The sequence below is a fragment of the Polynucleobacter sp. AP-Capit-er-40B-B4 genome, assembly GCF_018882245.1.
Classification (GTDB): domain Bacteria; phylum Pseudomonadota; class Gammaproteobacteria; order Burkholderiales; family Burkholderiaceae; genus Polynucleobacter.
Genome location: NZ_JACVOV010000003.1, coordinates 42,607 through 62,211 on the forward strand (window position 1 = coordinate 42,607; position 19,605 = coordinate 62,211).

23 protein-coding genes and 1 tRNA gene are annotated in these 19,605 nt (G+C 45.4%); 12 read left to right on the top strand and 12 right to left on the bottom strand.

From position 1 onward, the window contains the following. The 4 genes from ICN19_RS08250 to ICN19_RS08265 all read left to right on the top strand — a co-directional run. A partial coding sequence (locus ICN19_RS08250; RefSeq protein WP_216246994.1) for an S-layer family protein occupies positions 1–3,918 on the top strand: 3,918 nt, incomplete at its 5' end. A 16-nt stretch (positions 3,919–3,934) separates the two neighbouring features. Beyond that, entirely contained in the window at positions 3,935–4,768 is an 834-nt protein-coding gene (locus ICN19_RS08255; protein WP_216246996.1) for a peptidylprolyl isomerase, read from the top strand. 4 nt (positions 4,769–4,772) lie between these two features. Beyond that, positions 4,773–5,303, top strand: a complete 531-nt coding sequence (locus ICN19_RS08260; RefSeq protein ID WP_216246997.1) for a hypothetical protein — start codon at positions 4,773–4,775, stop codon at positions 5,301–5,303. Then, complete coding sequence (locus ICN19_RS08265; protein WP_216247000.1) at positions 5,300–5,848, top strand: hypothetical protein; 549 nt, start codon at positions 5,300–5,302, stop codon at positions 5,846–5,848. The genes ICN19_RS08260 and ICN19_RS08265 overlap by 4 nt, the downstream gene beginning before the upstream one ends. A gap of 12 nt (positions 5,849–5,860) precedes the next feature. On the opposite strand, the gene ICN19_RS08270 is transcribed toward ICN19_RS08265, so the two are convergent. From ICN19_RS08270 to pgi, 3 genes are read right to left on the bottom strand one after another with little or no spacing between them, the layout of a single operon-like run. Continuing rightward, a complete protein-coding gene (locus ICN19_RS08270) occupies positions 5,861–6,040 on the bottom strand; it encodes a hypothetical protein (protein WP_216247001.1) in 180 nt (59 codons plus the stop codon). Between the two features lie 15 nt (positions 6,041–6,055). After that, positions 6,056–7,441 (bottom strand): phosphomannomutase/phosphoglucomutase, encoded by a 1,386-nt coding sequence (locus tag ICN19_RS08275; RefSeq protein WP_216247003.1) that lies wholly within the window; start codon positions 7,439–7,441, stop codon positions 6,056–6,058. A gap of 45 nt (positions 7,442–7,486) precedes the next feature. After that, the gene (gene pgi / locus ICN19_RS08280) at positions 7,487–8,983 is read right to left on the bottom strand and encodes a glucose-6-phosphate isomerase (protein WP_216247005.1); all 1,497 of its coding nucleotides are present in this window, start codon (positions 8,981–8,983) and stop codon (positions 7,487–7,489) included. A 140-nt stretch (positions 8,984–9,123) separates the two neighbouring features. On the opposite strand from pgi, the gene ICN19_RS08285 reads away from it, so the two are divergent. Both ICN19_RS08285 and ICN19_RS08290 read left to right on the top strand, forming a co-directional pair. Further along, positions 9,124–10,260: an NAD(P)/FAD-dependent oxidoreductase gene (locus ICN19_RS08285; protein ID WP_216247007.1), complete on the top strand. Its 1,137-nt coding sequence runs from the start codon at positions 9,124–9,126 to the stop codon at positions 10,258–10,260. Between the two features lie 20 nt (positions 10,261–10,280). Further along, positions 10,281–10,370, top strand: a tRNA-Ser gene (locus ICN19_RS08290). A 70-nt stretch (positions 10,371–10,440) separates the two neighbouring features. On the opposite strand, the gene ICN19_RS08295 is transcribed toward ICN19_RS08290, so the two are convergent. Continuing rightward, positions 10,441–10,713, bottom strand: a complete 273-nt coding sequence (locus ICN19_RS08295; RefSeq protein WP_216247009.1) for a hypothetical protein — start codon at positions 10,711–10,713, stop codon at positions 10,441–10,443. A gap of 148 nt (positions 10,714–10,861) precedes the next feature. On the opposite strand from ICN19_RS08295, the gene ICN19_RS08300 reads away from it, so the two are divergent. Beyond that, the gene (locus ICN19_RS08300) at positions 10,862–11,263 is read left to right on the top strand and encodes a hypothetical protein (protein ID WP_216247011.1); all 402 of its coding nucleotides are present in this window, start codon (positions 10,862–10,864) and stop codon (positions 11,261–11,263) included. Here the strand turns inward: ICN19_RS08300 and ICN19_RS08305 are convergent. Beyond that, positions 11,260–11,490 carry a helix-turn-helix transcriptional regulator gene (locus ICN19_RS08305; protein WP_216247013.1) on the bottom strand — a complete coding sequence of 77 codons (231 nt, stop codon included), beginning with the start codon at positions 11,488–11,490 and terminating at the stop codon, positions 11,260–11,262. The two genes, ICN19_RS08300 and ICN19_RS08305, sit on opposite strands and share 4 nt — an antisense overlap. Before the next feature lie 106 nt (positions 11,491–11,596). Here ICN19_RS08305 and ICN19_RS08310 point away from each other — a divergent pair, with 106 nt between their 5' ends. The 5 genes from ICN19_RS08310 (at position 11,597) to ICN19_RS10285 (ending at position 14,205) form a co-directional block, all read left to right on the top strand. Beyond that, the gene (locus tag ICN19_RS08310; protein WP_216247015.1) at positions 11,597–11,794 is read left to right on the top strand and encodes a hypothetical protein; all 198 of its coding nucleotides are present in this window, start codon (positions 11,597–11,599) and stop codon (positions 11,792–11,794) included. 182 nt (positions 11,795–11,976) lie between these two features. Beyond that, the gene (locus tag ICN19_RS08315) at positions 11,977–12,708 is read left to right on the top strand and encodes a peptidoglycan DD-metalloendopeptidase family protein (RefSeq protein ID WP_255536993.1); all 732 of its coding nucleotides are present in this window, start codon (positions 11,977–11,979) and stop codon (positions 12,706–12,708) included. A 137-nt stretch (positions 12,709–12,845) separates the two neighbouring features. After that, positions 12,846–13,349: a hypothetical protein gene (locus tag ICN19_RS08320; protein WP_216247016.1), complete on the top strand. Its 504-nt coding sequence runs from the start codon at positions 12,846–12,848 to the stop codon at positions 13,347–13,349. A 17-nt stretch (positions 13,350–13,366) separates the two neighbouring features. Further along, a complete protein-coding gene (locus tag ICN19_RS08325) occupies positions 13,367–13,801 on the top strand; it encodes a hypothetical protein (RefSeq protein WP_216247018.1) in 435 nt (144 codons plus the stop codon). A 185-nt stretch (positions 13,802–13,986) separates the two neighbouring features. Then, positions 13,987–14,205: an HGGxSTG domain-containing protein gene (locus ICN19_RS10285; protein ID WP_370625188.1), complete on the top strand. Its 219-nt coding sequence runs from the start codon at positions 13,987–13,989 to the stop codon at positions 14,203–14,205. Between the two features lie 49 nt (positions 14,206–14,254). Here the strand turns inward: ICN19_RS10285 and ICN19_RS08330 are convergent, their stop codons facing one another. From ICN19_RS08330 to ICN19_RS08360, 7 genes are all read right to left on the bottom strand, one after another. Then, complete coding sequence (locus tag ICN19_RS08330) at positions 14,255–14,788, bottom strand: hypothetical protein (RefSeq protein ID WP_216247021.1); 534 nt, start codon at positions 14,786–14,788, stop codon at positions 14,255–14,257. Further along, positions 14,781–15,440, bottom strand: a complete 660-nt coding sequence (locus tag ICN19_RS08335) for a DUF3102 domain-containing protein (RefSeq protein ID WP_216247022.1) — start codon at positions 15,438–15,440, stop codon at positions 14,781–14,783. Before ICN19_RS08335 ends, ICN19_RS08330 begins: the two co-directional genes overlap by 8 nt. Beyond that, positions 15,437–15,694 (bottom strand): AlpA family transcriptional regulator, encoded by a 258-nt coding sequence (locus tag ICN19_RS08340; RefSeq protein WP_216247024.1) that lies wholly within the window; start codon positions 15,692–15,694, stop codon positions 15,437–15,439. Before ICN19_RS08340 ends, ICN19_RS08335 begins: the two co-directional genes overlap by 4 nt. A gap of 103 nt (positions 15,695–15,797) precedes the next feature. Further along, positions 15,798–16,310 (bottom strand): hypothetical protein, encoded by a 513-nt coding sequence (locus ICN19_RS08345; protein WP_216247025.1) that lies wholly within the window; start codon positions 16,308–16,310, stop codon positions 15,798–15,800. A gap of 91 nt (positions 16,311–16,401) precedes the next feature. Next, complete coding sequence (locus ICN19_RS08350; protein WP_216247027.1) at positions 16,402–17,619, bottom strand: site-specific integrase; 1,218 nt, start codon at positions 17,617–17,619, stop codon at positions 16,402–16,404. Positions 17,620–17,950: 331 nt separating this feature from the next. Further along, a complete protein-coding gene (locus ICN19_RS08355) occupies positions 17,951–18,532 on the bottom strand; it encodes a hypothetical protein (RefSeq protein WP_216247029.1) in 582 nt (193 codons plus the stop codon). A gap of 99 nt (positions 18,533–18,631) precedes the next feature. After that, a complete protein-coding gene (locus ICN19_RS08360; protein ID WP_216860671.1) occupies positions 18,632–19,585 on the bottom strand; it encodes a hypothetical protein in 954 nt (317 codons plus the stop codon). Between the last annotated feature and the right edge of the window lie 20 nt (positions 19,586–19,605).

The following is a 19,605-nucleotide window of genomic DNA, read 5'->3' on the forward strand; positions in this document are numbered from 1 at the left end:
GTGACTGGTAACGTGACTGGCGTCTTTGCCAACGCCAACGTAGGTAATGGCCTTGCCGTCACTACCAACGTCAGTGGCCTCACACTCTCGAATCCAAACTACTACGTAGCGGGTGTAACCACAGCATTAACTGCCAACATCACACCAGCCCCAGTAACCATCACTGGCCTGTCAGCTGCGAATAAGGTATATGACGCCACAACAACGGCAACCATTAACGGCATCCTGAATATTGCAGGCCTACTCTCAACAGATGCCTCAACAGTGACTGGTAACGTGACTGGCGTCTTTGCCAACGCCAACGTAGGTAATGGCCTTGCCGTCACTACCAACGTCAGTGGCCTCACACTCTCGAATCCAAACTACTACGTAGCGGGTGTAACCACAGCATTGACTGCCAACATTACGGCTGCGCCTTTGACTATTGCTGTAAATAATGATTCCAAGATTTACGGAAGCACAAGCACGAATGCGAATATTAGTTATACCAATGGCAGTACAACGGGCGCTTCTGGTTACACCGTCAGTGGCTTGCAGGGTAGTGATGCTATTAGTTCTGTTGTACTAACGAGCCAGGGCGCACTAGCGACTGCTGGAGTGCTTGGCTCGCCTTACGCAATTAATGCAAGCCTGGCTGTTGGCACAAATAACCTATCCAATTATGTTGTTACCTATATTCCTGGTGCTCTTGTTGTAACACCAAAAACATTAGCGGTAACGGTTGATAGCAAGTCAATGAACTACGGCGATGCTCTCATGCCAACCTTGACTTATTCTGTAGCCGGTTTAGTCAATGGTGACACCAGTACTATCAGCTTAGCTACAACTGCGAGCGCCTATACAGGCGCCGCTGGATCTGCATCAAATGTTGGTTCTTATCCAATCACTGCAACTGCAAGTAGTAATAGAAACTATCTAGTGAGTTCAAGTGATGGTGTATTGACTGTGAATACAGTGGCCCTCACTATTCAGGCAAATACCCAATCTACGACCTATGGTTCGCCTTTAGTTCTCTCTCAATCAGCGCTTACTGCCACTGGATTGCTCAATGGAGACTCTGTATCCGGTGCAAGCATCTTGACTGATGTCGCTCAGACTGGGCAAGCAGGGGTAAATAGTCAGACTGTGTCCGGTTTGACAAATGCTGGTACGTACAGCAGAAATTTATCCATTAGCAATGCCACTGGTGTCAGACTGTCGAATTACGCCATTAGCTATCAAGCAGGAAATCTCATTGTTGATAAGGCGGTATTAACAGTAACATCTGTAAATGATGCCAAATTTATTGGCCAAACTGATGCGGCTGGTTATGCGAATTCTTGCGGTACAGCCACGGCCTGTGCCGGTGGATACGCAGGTGTAATGTACTCTGGGTTTAAGAATGCCGATTCAGTAAGTTCATTAAATGCGAGTGGCTTAGTAGTTGCTCGTCAAAATGTAAGTAATGTGAATAGCAATCTCTCAGGAGAGCCTCATGCACCAGATACTTACCTTGGAGCCTTACAGGCTAGCGGTTTAACGGCGGCTAACTATAGCTTTAATTACGTACCGGGTAACTACACCATTGTTCCCGCATCCCAATTGCTGATTAAGGTTGGCGCTGTCAATACCATCTATGGCACTGCGCCGAATTACAGCAACATTACCGCCCAATATCTATATGGAAATAACATTGCTCCGACCACCTTATCGGTAAGCAATATTGGGGCAACAGTATCTGTTTCCGATGGTTCAGGCGGCACTGCACAATTTAATTTGATTCCGGTAAGTCCGCAATTTAGTGGCTCCAATAATCTGAGTGTTGGTAGCTATGGCTTGCAGATTAATACTGCGCCAGGGCAATTGCTCGTATCGGGAACCCATTTCGGAAATCAGTTAGTGATTTCTGGTGGATTGACGGTTACTCCTTTGGCACTGACTTTCAATCAGTTAAACATCTCCGGTTTAAATAAGGTGTACGACGGTTCTGCTTACATGACCAATTTATCAGTCAATGCTGCTGCAAATGCATTTATCGCAGGTGACAATTTATCAGTCTTGGCAACAGGAACATTTGCCTCCAAGAATGTTCAGAATAATTTGGCATATACCGTTGGCGTTCTCTTTGATGGACCGGATGCTGCCAATTATGTTGTTGGAAATGGTTCAAGCTATGCAGGGACTAACGGCTCAATAACGCAGCTTAATTCCGTTACCTATACTGGTTCGAATACAGGTGGCGCCTGGTCTAACCCTGCGAACTGGACAACTACAGGCACAACTGCTGTGGGCGCTATTCCAGATTTGGCAAACGTGGCGAATGTCATTATTCCAGTTGGTTCGACAGTGGTTTATGACGGGACTGTGGCAGGACCCGTTGACACGAATGTTGCAAACAGCGGCAATTTGCAGATCAATCTCAGTTCAGCAGCTTCGATGCCAATGAACATTAGCGGTACCGGTGTAGTGACCATTTCTGGGGCTGGTGCGGTAACCCTGACTGGTAATAGTAGCTATACCGGTAGCAATATTCTGAATGCTGGCGCTACGCTGATAGCGGGCTCGAATAATGCAATCGGGACTGGCAATATTCAATCTCATGACGGCTCATTCGGCACCTTAACTGGTGTGACATTGCCGGCAATCAATGCAACTGGCTCCATGACCTTACTGAGCAGCATTGATTCAACTGGCGTTCAATCCTACGGGAACTTAACATTGGCAACGACAGCTAGTGGTTTGAATACCTCTAGCTTTGGTGCAACAACCATTAGTTTGGCCTCCCAGAATGCCAATATCAGTCTACTCGGAACGGTTGATGGTGTCACGGCTAAAACCCAGTCTTTGAGTGTCAATGCAGGCACCGGTGTTGTGACGATAGGTGATAGCGTCAGCTCAGTAACGCGCCTGAATTCTCTTGATGTAACGGGCGCCACTATATATATCTTGGCCGATGTATTAACTTCCGCAACTCAAGCTTATCGTGGAAGCGTCTTGATTGGCGACGCTTCCTATTTGAATAAGCCGAGGGTGGTTGGTTTCTTGCTGGCCGGCTATCGCGGCTATTTTGATTACCAGCGTGGTGGGTTGGTGAGTAGGGTGGATTACCTCAATTCCAATCCAGTCTATATCCGCACCTTGATATCTGAGGACCCATCGGTCACATTTACGGGTACCGTGAATGACGTAGTACCAAATACGCATACCTTATTAGTTGCAGCTATAGCGCCAAGCTTGGCCTCAGCTCTGATTGACAGTCCGGCAATTATGTATGAGCAAGCGGTTGGTTCAATTGCTCCGCTATACAGCCTTAACAGCCAGACAACGATCTCGCAAAGCGTAGTGCCTGCAACGAGTTCTGATGCCTATGCTGGAGCGATTCAATCGACGAATGTCAGCACGTACTCTAGTCAAACGTACAGCACCCAGTCTATGACGGCTTCAGCTTCGACTGTTGGCGGAACTGTTACTTTCTCTATCTGGGATCCGACTGCTGCTGTGAATTTTATGTTGCCAACGCACGTTACCAATGGCGTGACCCAGCTCAACCTCTTTAACGGCAACTCGGCATTCCTAGCAATTAATGGGTCCACAAATTACAGCGGTGCCGCCAACACGGGCGTATCGTCTAATCAGTGGGCTGAGCCAATCCTCAATCAGGCTTTAGGTTATGTAGCACCACCTCCTGAGGCTCCGGTAAACATGGCACCGACTCAGGTTGCCCCAATTCCTGGTGATGGCGCCGTTCTTCAAGGTGTTTTGGGTAATCACATATCCAATATGACTTCTACTCTGCTTGCAGGAGCCGGCTCGGTATCCGTTAGCTCTCCAGATGAAGTTACACTTGTAGAAGGAAAGTCTAAATCCGGTCAAGCTAAGTCTGAAGGCGGATGTTCATCTGATCTAGACGGAAATGAATCTAGCTGTGCTGAAGATTAAGTGCGTACCCATAAGAATGATCAAACTCCATACCCAATTTAATAAACCTCTATTTGTCATTTTGTTGATGGCAATGCCATTGATCACTTTAGCGCAAACCCAAAAATCTCCTGCTGACTATGAATTCGTAGCCTCCGTGAACGGTTCCCCGATCTCAAAAGGTTTGCTGGAGTTCAATCTGAAGGGTGCGATTTCTCAGGGACAAAAAGATAGCCCCCAATTACGTCAGGCCGTTAAAGAAGAATTAATTAACCGTGAGTTAATCGCTCAAGCCGCTATTAAGGAGGGCTTAGAGAAAAACATTGATCTAACAGATCAAGTGGTTCAGCTGAAACAAACCTTGCTATTGCAGGCTTATCTTGAAGATCATTTCAAGAAAGAGCCCATTACTGATGCCAAACTTCGTGAAGAATATGAGAAGCAGAAGAAGCTCATGGGTGATAACTCCACGGCAGTTCAGTACAAGGTAAGTCAAATTATCCTGCCTTCCGAGTCTGAGGCTTTAGGGGTCATTGTGCGACTTCAAAAGGGCGAGTCCTTCTCAAAGCTGGCTAAAGAAACCTCTATTGATAACGCATCTAAAGAGCAGGGCGGCTCTGTTGGTTGGATATTGCCCCAACAGATTCTGCGGCCAATTGCTGATGTCATGGTGAACCTGCCTAAAGGTAGCATTTCGAATTCACCTATTCAGGTACAAGGTGGCTGGGTCATTATTAAGCTTGAAGACAAGCGCACCATGAAAGTCCCGACGTTTGAGGAGGCAAAGAATCAGCTTCGTCAGGCAGTGGTACAGCAGTATTTGGCAGAGTCTATCAAACGACTACGCGAGAGCGCAAAAATTGTTCAATAAGGCCATGCTGAAAAGCATCATTCATGCGATAGCCTTATCCGGCGCCTTGTTATTGGCGTTTGAGGTGAGCGCTAACGATAGAGTTGCCTATCAAAATTGGATTGTAGATACAGGCCCAGAAACCACTGAGGCTTACACAGCCAATGATTCCAACTCTTCATTGGGTCTTTTTTGTGGTGGACCTACTTGCGTGTTTTATCTCAACCCCAATCTCAATTGCCAACCCAATGCAAAAAATGCTGTTCTGATGAATAGCTCAAGTCAGTCTGCCGCCATCACTATGCAATGCACTTTGGTGGGAAAGCATTATTTTCAGATTCTGGATCCATTTGATCAGGTCTTAAATGCTGTTAAATCGGGTGGCAATATTGGCTCTGCTGTTGCCCTTCAGGGTGGAGCATTTTCGGTTTATCGATTTAGCCTAAATGGGGCGGTGCCAGCTTTGCAAAGAGCCTTGGATGAGTCGGCTAAAAAGCGTTTAGTGAAGCCAGTGCAGCCAAGTGGGCAACCCGGCTTTAAAGACATTACGTTATGAGCATTAAGCAATTTAACGCTACCTATCTGGCGCCAGATGATCGGCTGCTATTTCGTTTTAATACCACCGAAGATACGGAGTTTCGCTTTTGGTTTACGCGCCGGATAACGCTGTTTATCTTGGCGGCAACTCAGCATCTGACTGTTAAAAGCCTTGAGCAGACTCATGCTCCCGAGATCGCCAAGGCAATAGCGGACTTTGACAAAGAAGTCATGCAGAGCAACCCGGAGTCACAGGGTGTCTCGAAGGCGGAGGCGTATCAGCCCGCCGCAAACTATCCTCTTGGTGCAGACCCCTTGTTGGTAATGGATGCTAAATGCACGCCTGAGAAGCAGGGCTCAGAAGACGGGGTGTCACTAGATCTAGTCTTGCCAGGTGGCGCCAATATCAACGTCAAGATGGCGGGCCCAACCTTACAGGCTTTGTGCGCCTTATTGAATCAGTTGCGCGAGCATGCCAAGTGGGGTGATATTCCTTTGGTGGCGCAGTCCGCTACCGGAGTTGAGATTCTTGCGGAAGAGGGTAAGAAGCCCTCCGTTCATTAAGAGTCTTAAATGTTAAAAAGTCTTCCATTTTTCCAATGGAGGACCTTCTACTTCAATGATTTCGTTATATTCCTTTACAAAACTTTCAGTTATCAAGCCTTGACATTCTTTTCCAAGCATTAAGTTTGATAAGGCATCATGCTTTATTTGACTTGCTGTGACGATAATTTTTATCATAGTACCAGTCGACATTTGAGTTTTTCAAACTTAAAAAGGCAACTTTGCTTCAGGCTTAGCAGCCAATAAAACAGTCTTAAACTCCGCCTGAATACGTTTAATTGCTTCTTCACTATCAGCCTCAAAACGCATCACCACCACTGGAGTGGTATTGGATGGTCTAGCCAAGCCAAAGCCATCGGCATACTCTACGCGCACCCCATCAATGGTGTTGATGGATTCAGAAGTAGGGAACTTCGCATTGGCCTTGATAGTTTCCAGCAAGGCAAAAGGCTCACCCTCGGCACAAGCAAGTTGCAGTTCTGGTGTGCAGATTGCATTTGGTAGGTTGTTGAGGGTGTCGCTCGGGTTTTTCTCTTTGCTTAGGATTTCTAGCAAACGAGCTCCCGTGTAAAGACCGTCATCAAAACCAAACCAACGATCCTTGAAGAAGATATGGCCACTCATCTCACCGGCGAGTGGAGCGCCAGTTTCTTTGAGCTTAGCCTTGACTAGCGAGTGACCGGTTTTCCACATGATGGGCTCGCCTCCATGTTCTTTTACGTAGGTCGCTAAATTGCGAGTGCACTTCACATCGTAAATAATTTGCCCGCCCGGATTGCGAGATAGAACGTCTTTTGCAAAGAGCATCATTTGACGGTCCGGGAAAATCACTTGACCATCTTTAGTCACGACACCTAAGCGATCAGCATCGCCATCAAAAGCGAGGCCTAATTCATTATCGGTAGTCTGGAGGTTCTTGATGAGATCTTGTAGATTCTCAATATGGGCTGGATCGGGGTGGTGATTTGGAAAATGACCATCTACTTCACAAAAGAGTTCTTGCACTTCACAGCCAAGAGCTCTAAATAACTTGCCGGCAAATGCACCGCCAACGCCATTACCGCAATCGACGGCAATCTTCATGGGGCGAGTAATCTTGATATCGCCCACAATGTAATTAAGATACATCGGGAAAATATCAAAGGTGCTTCTACTGCCTTGGCCGGTAGCAAATTGCTTGGCTTCAATGCGCTTACGCAATTCCTGAATCTGCTCACCATAAATAGCCGATGTACCCAAGACCATTTTGAAGCCGTTGTAGTTCGGAGGATTGTGACTTCCCGTAATCATGATGCCGGACTTTGGTGTCTTGCTATTGATAGTGTGATTAGCGGCAAAGTACACCATGGGTGTTGCAACCATGCCTAAATCAATCACATTGATGCCGGTAGAGAGCAGGCCTTCTGTTAATGCCTCAATCAAGCTAGGGCCAGATAGACGACCATCGCGGCCGATGACGATATCGGTCTCGCCAAGCTCACGCATTTCAGTGCCAAAGGCTTGGCCAATCAATTTGGCGATAGAGGGATCTAGGGTCTCATCAATAATGCCGCGGATGTCATATGCTTTAAAAATGGACGGAGACAATTGCATTGCAGATCCTTCAGTAAAAACACCCAGGCATGGCTTGGGTGATAACTAGTTATTTGAATTTAATAAATTAATACGAGCTGCAGTAACGGCATCGATATCTGCGCTTGCTTGAATATCACTCTGATGGCTTGCAAGAGCCTTCTCAATCGGCTTGGCTAGTACTTTGCCGTATTCCACGCCAGGCTGATCAAAGCTATTGATATTCCATAGGGCGCCTAATGTCGCAGTGCGATTCTCATAGAGGGCGAGTAGGCCGCCAAGATAAAAAGGATTGAGCTTAGGTAGTAGCAAAAGATTGCTTGGGCGTTTACCGGGATAGACGTCATTTGGGTTGCTAGCAGTTTTGCCATTGGCGAGTGCTTGCGCTTGTGCCAAGCAGTTGGACAACAGAATACGATGATGGGCCACAGCCTCTGGTCTATCGCTCATTGGCTCGCGTACTGCAATGAAATCAATCGGAATGATCTCGGTGCCTTGATGAAAGAGTTGGAAGTAAGAGTGCTGCGCATTGCTGCCGGCGCTACCAAATACCACTGGGGAAGAATGTTTGACGGGTTTGCCGTCACGATCAACACTCTTGCCATTGCTTTCCATATCGAGCTGCTGTAGCCATTTCGGAAACCAATCCAAAGCATCTGCATACGGAATGGCAGCATACGCTTTGATGTTGTGCTTCTCTTGTTGATGGAGGAGAGTAAGTGCCATGATGACAGGCAAATTTTCTTCCAGGGGCGCATTCTTAAAATGCAAATCCACTGCTTCTGCGCCAGCCAAAAACTGTTTGAATGTTTCAAAGCCGTATTGCAGGGCAATTGGCAAGCCAACAGCTGACCAAACGGAGTAGCGTCCACCCACCCAATCCCAGAAGGGGTAGATATTGTCTTCCTCAACGCCAAATGCTTTAGCGGCAGGAATATTGGCTGTTACTGCATACAAAGCATGCGCGATTTGACTCTTGGTGCATCCACTGTCTTTTAGCCAAGCAACTACTGCTTTGGCATTCATCGAGGTTTCAAGAGTGGTGAACGACTTGGAGACCACAATCACGCGGGTGCTGTGTGGCTGAGCTCGTGCCAGAATGCGCGCTAACTCGGCGGTATCAATGTTAGCCAAGAAATGCATGCGCATGCCACGGCTTTCAATGCCGGGAACATGAGCTAAGGCTTCGATGGCGAGTCGCGGACCAAAGTCAGAGCCACCAATGCCAATATGAATGACATCGGTCACGCCAACCCATTTATTGCAGAGCGCTTCAATGCGATGCCAAACCTCAGAAACTGCTGGCATGACATCAGTACCATTAATCAATACAGGAGTTTTGCTCAGATTGCGCAGCGCAGAATGTAGGGCGGGGCGATCTTCGCTATTGTTAATGTGCTTGCCAGCAAACATATCCACAATGAATTGCTCGAGATGGCTTTGACGGGCAGAAGCAAAGAGCTTTTTCCAGTTGGCGGCATCAATCCCCTGATAGGCGGTATCTAGGACCATATCGAGGGCTGAATGACTATTTTGGGTAGCTAGTTGGCTTTGCGCAGACATTACTAGATTTTATCAACAAGGGCATCAAAATCCCTTTAAAACACTGAAAATGTTACGATTTGAGCTATATAAAGCCTTTAGTAAAGGCAAAAGTCATTACAAAATTGAGATATATCTGAAATCAGGTCAGGAAAAGCCGAATGGAGCAGGTTGATTGCGTAGTAGTGGGCGCTGGAGTGGTAGGCTTGGCAGTTGCTCGTGAGATGGCATTGCAAGGTCGAGAAACTATTTTGCTCGAGCGAGAGGACTCCTTCGGCACCATTAGCAGTGCGCGCAATAGCGAGGTCATTCACGCGGGGATTTATTACCCAAAAGACTCACTCAAAGCCAAGCTTTGCGTAGAAGGTAACCGCCTTTTATATGAATACTGCCGCAGCCATCAGGTTGGCACTCAAGCCTATGGCAAGCTCATTGTGGCCGCCAATGCGAGTCAGTTGGATGATCTTCAAGCTATTTTGTATAAAGCCCAAAATAATCAAGTACCCGATATCAAGATGATTTCTGGGGCGCAGGCCAAAGCGCTAGAGCCACAACTACAGTGTGAAGCGGCGGTACTCTCGAGCTCAACAGGCGTAGTAGATAGCCACGGCCTTATGCTTTCTTTGTTGGGTGGTTTTGAGGGCGCTGGCGGTATGGTTGCCTATCAATCCCCATTGCTTAGTGCTAGACCGATTGGTAGTAATGCAGAAGGCGGCTTTGAGTTAGATATTGGCGGTGCCGATGGCATGAAAATTCAAGCCAAGCTTCTAATTAATTGCGCGGGTATGAGTGCGCCAGCCCTAGCCCAAAAAATTGAAGGTCTAGCAAAAGACCGAATACCCAAGGCATATTTTGCAAAAGGGAATTACTTCTCGCTTTCAGGTAAATCTCCATTCAGTCATTTGATTTACCCCATCCCTGAGCCGGGCGGTCTTGGAGTACATCTCACCCTCGATATGGGTGGGCAGGCAAAGTTTGGTCCAGATGTGGAATGGCTCGATATTGACGAGGAAAGTCAGATTAGCTACACGGTTGATCCTCAGCGAGGGGAGGGCTTTTATGCGGCGGTCAGGCAGTACTGGCCAGACCTAAAAGATGGCGCTTTGCAGCCAGATTATTCTGGCGTTAGAGCCAAAATCGTCCCCCCAAATGCCCCTGCAGGAGACTTTTATTTTGAAGGCCCCCAGCAACACCAGCTACAAGGACTATTTAATCTATATGGCTTTGAGTCCCCTGGGCTAACCTCTTGTTTAGCAATTGCCCAGCATTTGGAAGTGCAAATCAAAAGTTCTCTATAATCTAGGACTTAAATCGCAAAGGAAGAGTGGCAGAGCGGTTGAATGCACCAGTCTTGAAAACTGGCGAGGATGAAAGTCCTCCGTGAGTTCGAATCTCACCTCTTCCGCCACTTGTCAAGTGGGTATATAGGTTCAAGACCTTACCCCTCTAAATTCACCCCAAAATTCCCCACACGGGGGTTATTCCTCGAAGCGCGCTCTCGTTAATGGCAGGTTTCTTAACTTATCTGGCTGCGCTGGGGTTGCTGTTGTTCTATGGCGCTGCTCATCCTCTGCAGCCATCTCAAAGTCTCTGGCGCGCTTCAATTCCAACTCTTTAGCCTTAGCTAAATTAGAGGCAGGCATTACCCTACCTTCTTTTATGAGACGCTCCAACTGAAACTGTTTGAAGGTCTGGGTTTTTATCTTGCCCGCGAAGTGTGCGTTGCTGTTATCTGAGCTATCGAAGTCCATAAGGACACTCTATCAAAGTCTGGGGGGTACCCCTTTATAAAATCTCAAATTTATGACCCCACTGTACCCCCATCCCCTTTTTCAGCCCCTTGCCCGCATACAGGGTAAGCATAGTATTTTGCTCGGTTGATTTAAGTAAACTTACTTTATGGGAAAGATAAATATCAAATTTGGCTATCCAACTTCCCAAAAGGAGTTTGAGCAACTCTCAGAGCGAGCCATCTTTCATGATGAATCCATCGAGAGCGCACTTTGCTATGAGTTTGAAAAAACTCTCAATTCACTTATTAAAGGACAGGATTCTGAGAATTTCTTTGACCTAGTTTTTTTTGTAGTGTCGGGTCAAAAAGTAACCGCGCCAAAAGTTAGATTTTCCTCGTACGTGGAGAATGGCCATAGACTCCCGATGATAGAGTTCAGGGATGATTATTTGATGTCGATTGGCGCCAATCGGATTAATCTCTCTGATGAATTGGTTGATGGCTTGGGGGAGCTATACCAAACAGAGTTTAATTACGAGTATGCGGGCTTTGAGAGGGTGGGGGCTTAAAACTTATCTACAAACTTTTTAAGCCATTTAACTGGATCCACCCCCATCGCGCTACAGTAGGCAATAAACTCTATTACGTCGAGTCCGCGCTCACCCGACTCAATTTTCGAAATATAGCTTTGAGGCCTCTTTAAGACCTTTGCTATATCGGCTTGATGCAGCCCAGCACCTATCCTTGCTTTTTTAAGCTCAGATCTTAGACATTCGTATTTTTGGCGCTCAAGCATAGATTCATGCTAGATTCCAATATAGAATATCCCATTTCAGGATATATTTGACTAGTTAACTTACCTCAAACAATCACCACGGTTTAGGCTGAAGGCTCTAATATTTATGACGAAAAAAGGAATGCTTGCTGCAGTGGCTAGTTGGGTTGGTCTAATGATATTTGGACTCTCAAATAGCTCTTGCGCCAAAAGAAGCTTTTGTGACGGTGGCGACCTACTTCTCTTTGGAGTTATGGCTATTGGCGCCTTGGTGCCAGCCTATTTTATTGGTGTGATTTTCTTTGGAGAACCTGAACGTGATTGATAAAGACCCATCGAAAATCATCTTGTATGTAATGTATTCGAGGGTTTGTAAATGAGCAGGCACGGTTTAGGGGAATTTATCTCTAAACAGATGGGTGAAAAGATTTGAAATTGATATCTAAAAATGAAAATTTTGGAGTTCTGACTTCAACTTCGAAGTTACTCTTTTCTTGTGTTTTTTTATTGAGCTCAGTTAATGTAATTGGACAGCAACCCCAAAGTACTTACCAGGTAAAGCCTGGGGATACCATGGCGCGTATAGCTCTTGATCACGGGATTGCCCCAAGAGATTTAGTGGCATGGAATGCTGTTGATCCAAATCAGCTTGTTGTTGGTCAAATACTTTCCTTAACTCCCCCAAGCGGTTTTGTTGCGCAAAATTCCACTGCAAATCCATCAACTTCCGCCCCAATCTCACTACCCCCATCATTTATATGGCCAATAAATGGAAGAGTACTGACGGGCTATACAGAGGCAAGTAGGGGTATTGACATTGAAGGGGGTCGGGATGAACCAGTTCAAGCCTCTGCTAACGGAGTAGTGGTTTATTCAGGAAATTCATTAAAAGGGTATGGAAACTTAATCATCATCAAACATGACAATACATACCTAACGGCTTACGCAAACAACAGCAAGCTCTTAGTAAAAGAAGGCGATAAGGTCTCCAAAGGCCAAAAAATATCTGAAATTGGCAGTGGTGAGCCTAATACTCAGAATTTACATTTTGAGATTCGGGTTAACGGAAAGCCAGTAGATCCATTGCCATACCTTAATGGCACTGTTACAGCTATTAAAGCCTCAACAGCCCCCAAAGTAGCAACTTCTATGGAAGATTACAAAAACAAATGCAAAGAGCTTGGCTTTAAATCTGGAACTGAGGACTTTGGAAAATGCGTGTTACAACTATCAAAATAATTTTCTCATCTGCTTTTTTGCTGCTTCTCAATAGTGCAAACCTATCAGCTGCACCTACAAGATTTGATTGTCTTGTGAAGCTGGGCAATAACGCATCCAAAGAAGATATTGACTCATGTGTAAAGGGCAATAATTCAATGGCGAATAATTCTAGCCAGGATAGCTCAATTGATACCAGCACCGAAGAGGCAGCATGCCTTGATTTGGGCTTTAAGAAAAAAACTCCCTCATTCGCTAATTGCGTTTTAGAGCTATTAGAGCGTAAGGAAAATTCAACGGCTAGTACGGATCCAGATGATGCAACATGTCGAAAGTATGGGTTCAAAAGAAAAACAAATGAATACGCAACATGTAGGCAACAAATAGAGCAGGCAAAAATGCAGGCTGCGCAACAGCAGGCGCAATATCAACAGCAGCAAAGGCAGTATCAGGCGCAGCTTGATGAGCAAAGGCGACAAAGAAGCGTAGCTGCAGGTTTAGCTCTCATGCAATTGGGCACAGGCATGACCTCAGGAGCATATAACGCTAACAATGGATATGGAACACTTCCAACCCCACCCAATCCCAATCGAACATATATTCTGCCGGGCGGTAAAACAATGAATTGCACAACAACTGGTACGGTTACGAATTGCTTTTAAATTCCAGGTAACCCACTATGAAAAATATATTACTGTTAGCTCTTTTGTTATTGGCAGGATGCGCGCCTGGAGTTATGTATAAGTCCGATCCACCTGGTGCCGTTATTTCAGGCGATGCACATGGGGGAGGATCATTTGCATACAACACACCCATGAGAATGATCTATCCAGGATTAAAAGATGGCTTTAGGGGCGGTGTCTGCCCAGAAATTATTAGCCCAACCGCGCGCTGGCCCGATGGAACGACTCTGCCCCCACAGAATCTCCGCATATGTCACAGGGAGTCGGAGTGGACTTTTGTAAAACCTGCGCCAATATACCAGGCTCCTGTGAGCCAGCAAAACCAGTCTAAAACAGTGGGAATGGATGAGGCCAAGAAAAAATGCATTGATCTTGGTTTTAAATCTGGAACCAACGAGTTTGGTAAATGCGTTTTACAGCTAACAAAATAATAGGCTATATGAAAATGATTTCTCTGGGCGGGAATTAAATTGACATTCATGTCATGATGGAGTGGAATGCAGTGTATGCATCAACCATCTTCGGAAGATAAATGTGAAAAGAACATACCTAACGCGTAAACAGATAAAACAACGCATACAACTGCTGGCAAAAGCTAATAATTTAGCGCCTCAATATGCAGTGCGGAGCTAAAACACGCTCTGGTGGCCAATGCCAAAAGCATGGAATGTTAAATGGCCGCTGCAGGCTTCACGGAGGTCTTTCTCCCAAAGGGCGCGATCACTGGAATTTCTTGCATGGCAAGTGCACCAAGGAACGTCGCGCACGCAACATACAGACAACCCAAGAGCTGAGAATGCTTGCTTGGTTGGTAAAAGAGTTAAATATGCTTTAGGGGGTCTTTGGGTTAGGGAGGTAGCAAATATTCCGCTACCCCACGAAAGTTAACCTTTAGATGCTGCGCGATAGGCTTTAGCCACTGCATCAAATTCTTTGTTATCTCTAGTTCTTTGATCTCCAGGATTATCACTACATGGCTGAAGTTGACTTGAGCTGATTTGACTTGAATTAACTTGAATTGAAGAACCTTCAGGTTGACCTAAAGGTTGACCTTGCATATTTAGATCTTCCTGTTTTCTCTTCTTTCTCCTGGCGCCTTCCTTTCCGCCTTCAGACTGCAACCTCCTCTTTTCTGCGTATCCTTTTTTTTGGGCATCTAGCTCTGGCGATGAGATTTCATTAAATTCTTCTGTAAAAAATTTCATGTAACGATCTTTTGGAATCGCCTTAATTTCTTGGGGGTTGAATCCAAGGCACTTCGCCAGGTCTTCGGGATCGGCTGGTACGGAGTCATTTGGCCAGCATTCAAGAAGAATGGAGATCCAAAGGCCTCGCTCCATTAAGGACATCAGCTTATATTCTCTTTTAGCAAGGATGTTTTCTGCATAACATGGGAAGTAGGGGACATCTCTAGGCATCATTACTTCCTTTAGTGAGAGCAGAGGAGTCTGCGTCACTGTCAAATTGTCCAAAAGGTAAAGATTGACCTGGAGCCTTTTTGATATTCCAAATTACATCCCTAGGGTTCATCAATCCATAGAAAACAAGAGTGCATTCAACTTTATCGGCATCTACCGAATGTTTTGTACAGCTGTACAAGAGATCCCATTCTATATCTGTGCGGCTTGTGTCAATCCCTGGGGGCGCGGAAAATTTACTTATGTGAAATGCATTGGTAAATTTGGAATCTGGAACTATCCAAAATCCACCAGTATCTAGACCCGCGCAATACCAAGTATCTTCTTCTGGTATCCATTGTGGGTTATGAAGCCTTTCATGGAAATACTCTTTTTCAAAATCCGACATGACGTCGCTTTTGGGTAGGGTGTTGATTTCGGGTTTTTTGGCCTTGTAGGCTGCTATATATCTTTGTGCCTGTCTTTGAGTAACAGCTAGGTTTTCTTTTACCCAGCTACCGAATTGTCCATGAGTAAGGGATTTCTTTACGGTCGATAAATGCATGCCTGCTTCTTTTGCATAGCCTATTGCGTCCTCAGCTGATCTGGTTGCCTTTTCATGGAGTTGGTTGATTTGTGTTGCTGCAATTGAAAAATCCAATAGATCGCTCATTTCACTGAATCCCCATGTTTGGCGCTGATCCAGTCATTCACATCTATTAAGCGCCAGGCATTAATTGTTGGTGAGAGACGTAGCGGGGCGGGAAACTTTGACTGGGCCACCCAAAGTCTGATTGTCGGTTTAGCAAGAGAAGTTAAGGAGCTAACCTCATCAATTCTTAGCAGCCGATTTTGAATATCTTTAACTTCTTCCGCGTTGCTAAGGCTATGTTTATATTCCGTATGTGTTACGTCTAAATGATTCATTTTTAATTCTCCTTTAAGAAGAATTAATTGTTATCAATTAGCACTAATAAAGAAACGCAATAAATTATTATTGCGCGTTGGTACGTTTTTGGATGACCTCGGCCTAAGTGAAGGTTTTATCCCTCATCTTTTTTATCCAATCTTGACCTGTTCTTGTGCTGATATTCATGGGGCATGGCTCTCCGCGCAATGCCATTTCATTGATACGTGCATTCACCTCATCAGCGAGATATTTACCAGTAGGTAATGCATCCTTATCTTGATTTAATTGCCTAAATTCATCCACTACATCGGAAGCGATCTTCATGGCTTCAGTAGTTTTATTTCGGCCCACTGTTTTACCTGACTTAGTTGTAGTTAGGACTCCATCGAAGTACATTAAAAAATGATCAACCTCGCTTCTCAGCCCCCAAAAAATATCTAAGAATTCACGCGGAATTGATTTCTTATCAAAATTTAAGAACTCCTTTTCATAGTGTTCATTTGCACTCTGAAGATTTCCCAGTAGGTGATTGATAATGTCTTTTCTTGATGGTTCTTCTGGATATGGCTCGCGCTCTTCGATTGGAATAATTTTCCCATCAACTTGCCGTATACCTTTTGCTGTCTTTTTCATTGGCGCCTCTGCACGCATGCCTGCATGGGAAGCTGCGCCAAGGAGAGCAGGGACCTCCAATTCGCTCCGTCGAGCTAGGCGCAGCTATAGTTTAAGCAGCTTTTTGCCATTCCAGGGTTAAGGTATTCCCCCAGCAGCCAGTTTGGCAATATGACTCCCAGTCTGTTAGAAGCCTTCTTCTTGGTTCTATTAGGTCACCTCTCCTATAAGCAGACTCTGTCTTATTTTGGATGGTGTGTGCCAGCACTTTTTCGGCAACTTCTGGAGAGTGTTGAGTTTCTTCGGCCACCCAGTCGCGAAAAGTCGAACGAAATCCATGGACCGTAAAATCTTTCCCCATTCTGCGCAACATAACTGTTAATGCCATATTGCTAAGATGTTTTCCATTCCTTGAGAAAAGATATGGGCTATCTCTATCTGAGTGCCACGCAATTGACAGTATCTCTAGAGATCGTTTGCAAAGTGGAACACGATGCTCCTTCTTTGACTTCATTCGCGTTGCTGGTATTGTCCAAATATCGCCTTGAATTTCTTCTCGGAGCCCATACAGCACTTCCCCCGTCCTATTGGCATTAAGTATCAAAAATTCAAGCGCAAGGCTTGACAGGCAATCTATAGCCTTGATTTCATTTATGAATGAGGGAAGTTCTTTGTAGGGTAGGGCTTTATGGTGTTCAATCGGAGCCACCTTGGAAGGTTTTGGCAGGATTGTGTCTAAATGACCTCGCCATTGAGCAGGGTTCATGCCAACGCGAAGCCCTCTGGATGTTGCGGAAGCTAGTATCCATTCAATTCTGCCTCGTAAACGAGATGCGGTATTCGTCTTTGTTTGCCAAATAGGATTTAATATTTTTAGGATGTCTTCGGTATTTAGCGCGTTTATTGGTAGGTGGCCAATATGAACAAATGCATAGTCACGAAGAGTATTCCTCCATTGCTCAGCATGTTTCGCATTGCTCCACTCAGATCGTTTGCTTTCTATACACTCAAGCGCATAATCTTTAAAAGTCACGATTTTTTCTGATTCCCGATTGCATGCCCTGGCGACCTTTCTCTCATCAGCTGGATTCAGCCCCTGATTTACTTGGTTTCGCGCAGCTACGGCTCTTTTACGTGCCTCCTTCAAGGGAATGGCTGGGTACGAGCCTAAGCTGTAGTCATAACGCTTGTTTTTATAAGAGTACCTAAATACCCAATATTTTTGATGGTTGGCCTTTACTTGGAGGTTGAGGCCTCTAACTTCGCCGTCTGTATATCTCCCAGGGTTTATGAGGTTTTTGATGAATAAATCAGTAAAGCAGGTTGCCATGAAGATTTCCTTTAACTATCCCCACATATTTCCCCACAGGCTCCCCATGGCTGGCTATGTGATGTCTTGGTAAGTAAAGTAAAGTCTTGTTTGAAAATTAACTACGCAAAAACTATTTATTGCGCAGCTAACCCTTAGGGCATTGGAATTTATAGGGTTTTAGGCTTACTAACGCTTGCTAGGGTCAAACAAGGCTTTACATGGAGGGATCCTGACACCTCTTCCGCCAAGTTAAATGTAAAAAGCCCAGCAACTACTTGCTGGGCTTTTATCTTTTCAGCTACTGAAAAGAATGACTGTGCTTCTTGGCTACTTCTTGATTGCTTCTTGATTACTTCTTGGCAGCTGGTGCGCTTACTACTGCAGCGATTGCTTCTGTGTAAACCACTTTTACTTGATCATTTACAGCAATATCTTTCATCAACTCAGGGTTCTGAACCTTAACCTTGATGATATTTCCTTGTGGGCCTTTTAAAGAAACAACATTTTTAGCTGTATCAATTGCCTCAACATTAGCGGTTGCAGTAACGGTATTAGTAGTGATCATGCCCGGCTTATCACCTTGTGGAGCAGTAGTAGTGCTGGTGCTAACTTGCTCACTAGTAGTGCCTGGATTTTTAACCTTAACCAGCTCAATCGCTACAGCGAGTTCATAAACAACATCAAAACGGTCACCCACTTTAATTTCAGCAAAGTTCTTCACTTCAGGGCCGGCAACAATAGAAGTTTCGCCATCATTGTTTTTGAGAGTCACTGTACGAGTTGCTGCATCAATTTTGGTTACTTCACCATCATAGATGAGTGCGGCTTCTTGAGCGGCTACGCCAGCAATAGGCACTTTTGGTTTGGTTAGGAAAACGTAAGCGCCAACTGCGATTGCAGCAATGACGATAGCAATGATAATTTTTTTCATAATGGTTTAATCCTTTGGGTGGTTAAAGAGCATCACCCTTGGGTGGTGATGCGGAAATGTCTAAATACTGGTGATTTAGTACTTGCGTCCATTGTATTGCTAGAAGCTAGCTGCAAGGCCAATAGAGGTGCCATGTACGTTTTGGCCAAACTGATAGCGAAATACGACCCTAACCCGAGTAAAAATAGGGTCAGATGCACTGCGATCCAATTCAATACCGGTGCCAACGGAGGATAGGGAGTTAAAACCCAGCGCTCCACGTAAGTCACCCAAGAATTCGGTATGCGCCACTTCAAACACGGCTCTTAAGGGTCTATCCAGAAGTGTGATCGGTGTCGGAATACGACTTCTGGCCCAAAGTGCCAGACTTTGTGAATCTGCTGATCCTTGTACTGCGGTAGAGCTGGCAAATGTTTGGACCGGAATATTGGTGTAACGCAACTCCACATCAATCTCTTGATCGGGCTTGTAATTTTCATAATCAAGCATGACGGAGCCACCCAGGCCATAGGAGTTCATGCGACCTCCGTTCAGGAATTGCAAATCAATCCCCTTTTGATTCTGAAGCACTCTAGAGGCAATCGACAGGTCACTCTCGAGATGCCCCAACATTACATTAGCAATAGGGCGAAAGCGCAACTCATTGGTAATCGGGAAATCCCAACCGATACCGCCTGTTCCAGTAATGCTATTCCAGTGCACGGGCACGGTAACAGAGCTGTTTCCAATCCCGTCTGTAAAAGTAGGGTTGTAGCGATTGACTGCTAGGGTGCCTTCTAAATAGAGTGGAAAATTTGCACTAATACGATCACCACCGCCAAGTGAGATCATTTGTAGATCAGAGTTCTCTCCACCATTGTTGCGAATTGATAGGGAGCCTGTAGTGACATCCGGCGTTAGTGAATACCCCGTAATTGTCATGAAGGCATCGGCACGCTTTTTGAGGTAATTGTTAGCGGCGTTGTAGAAGGCAGATTGGGCCTGTGCAAAGTCAATCCCAATGATGGATAGGGTGATAAAGAAAAGGAGCTGGATTCTACTTAAAAGCCGCATGACAGGCATTTTAGCGAATC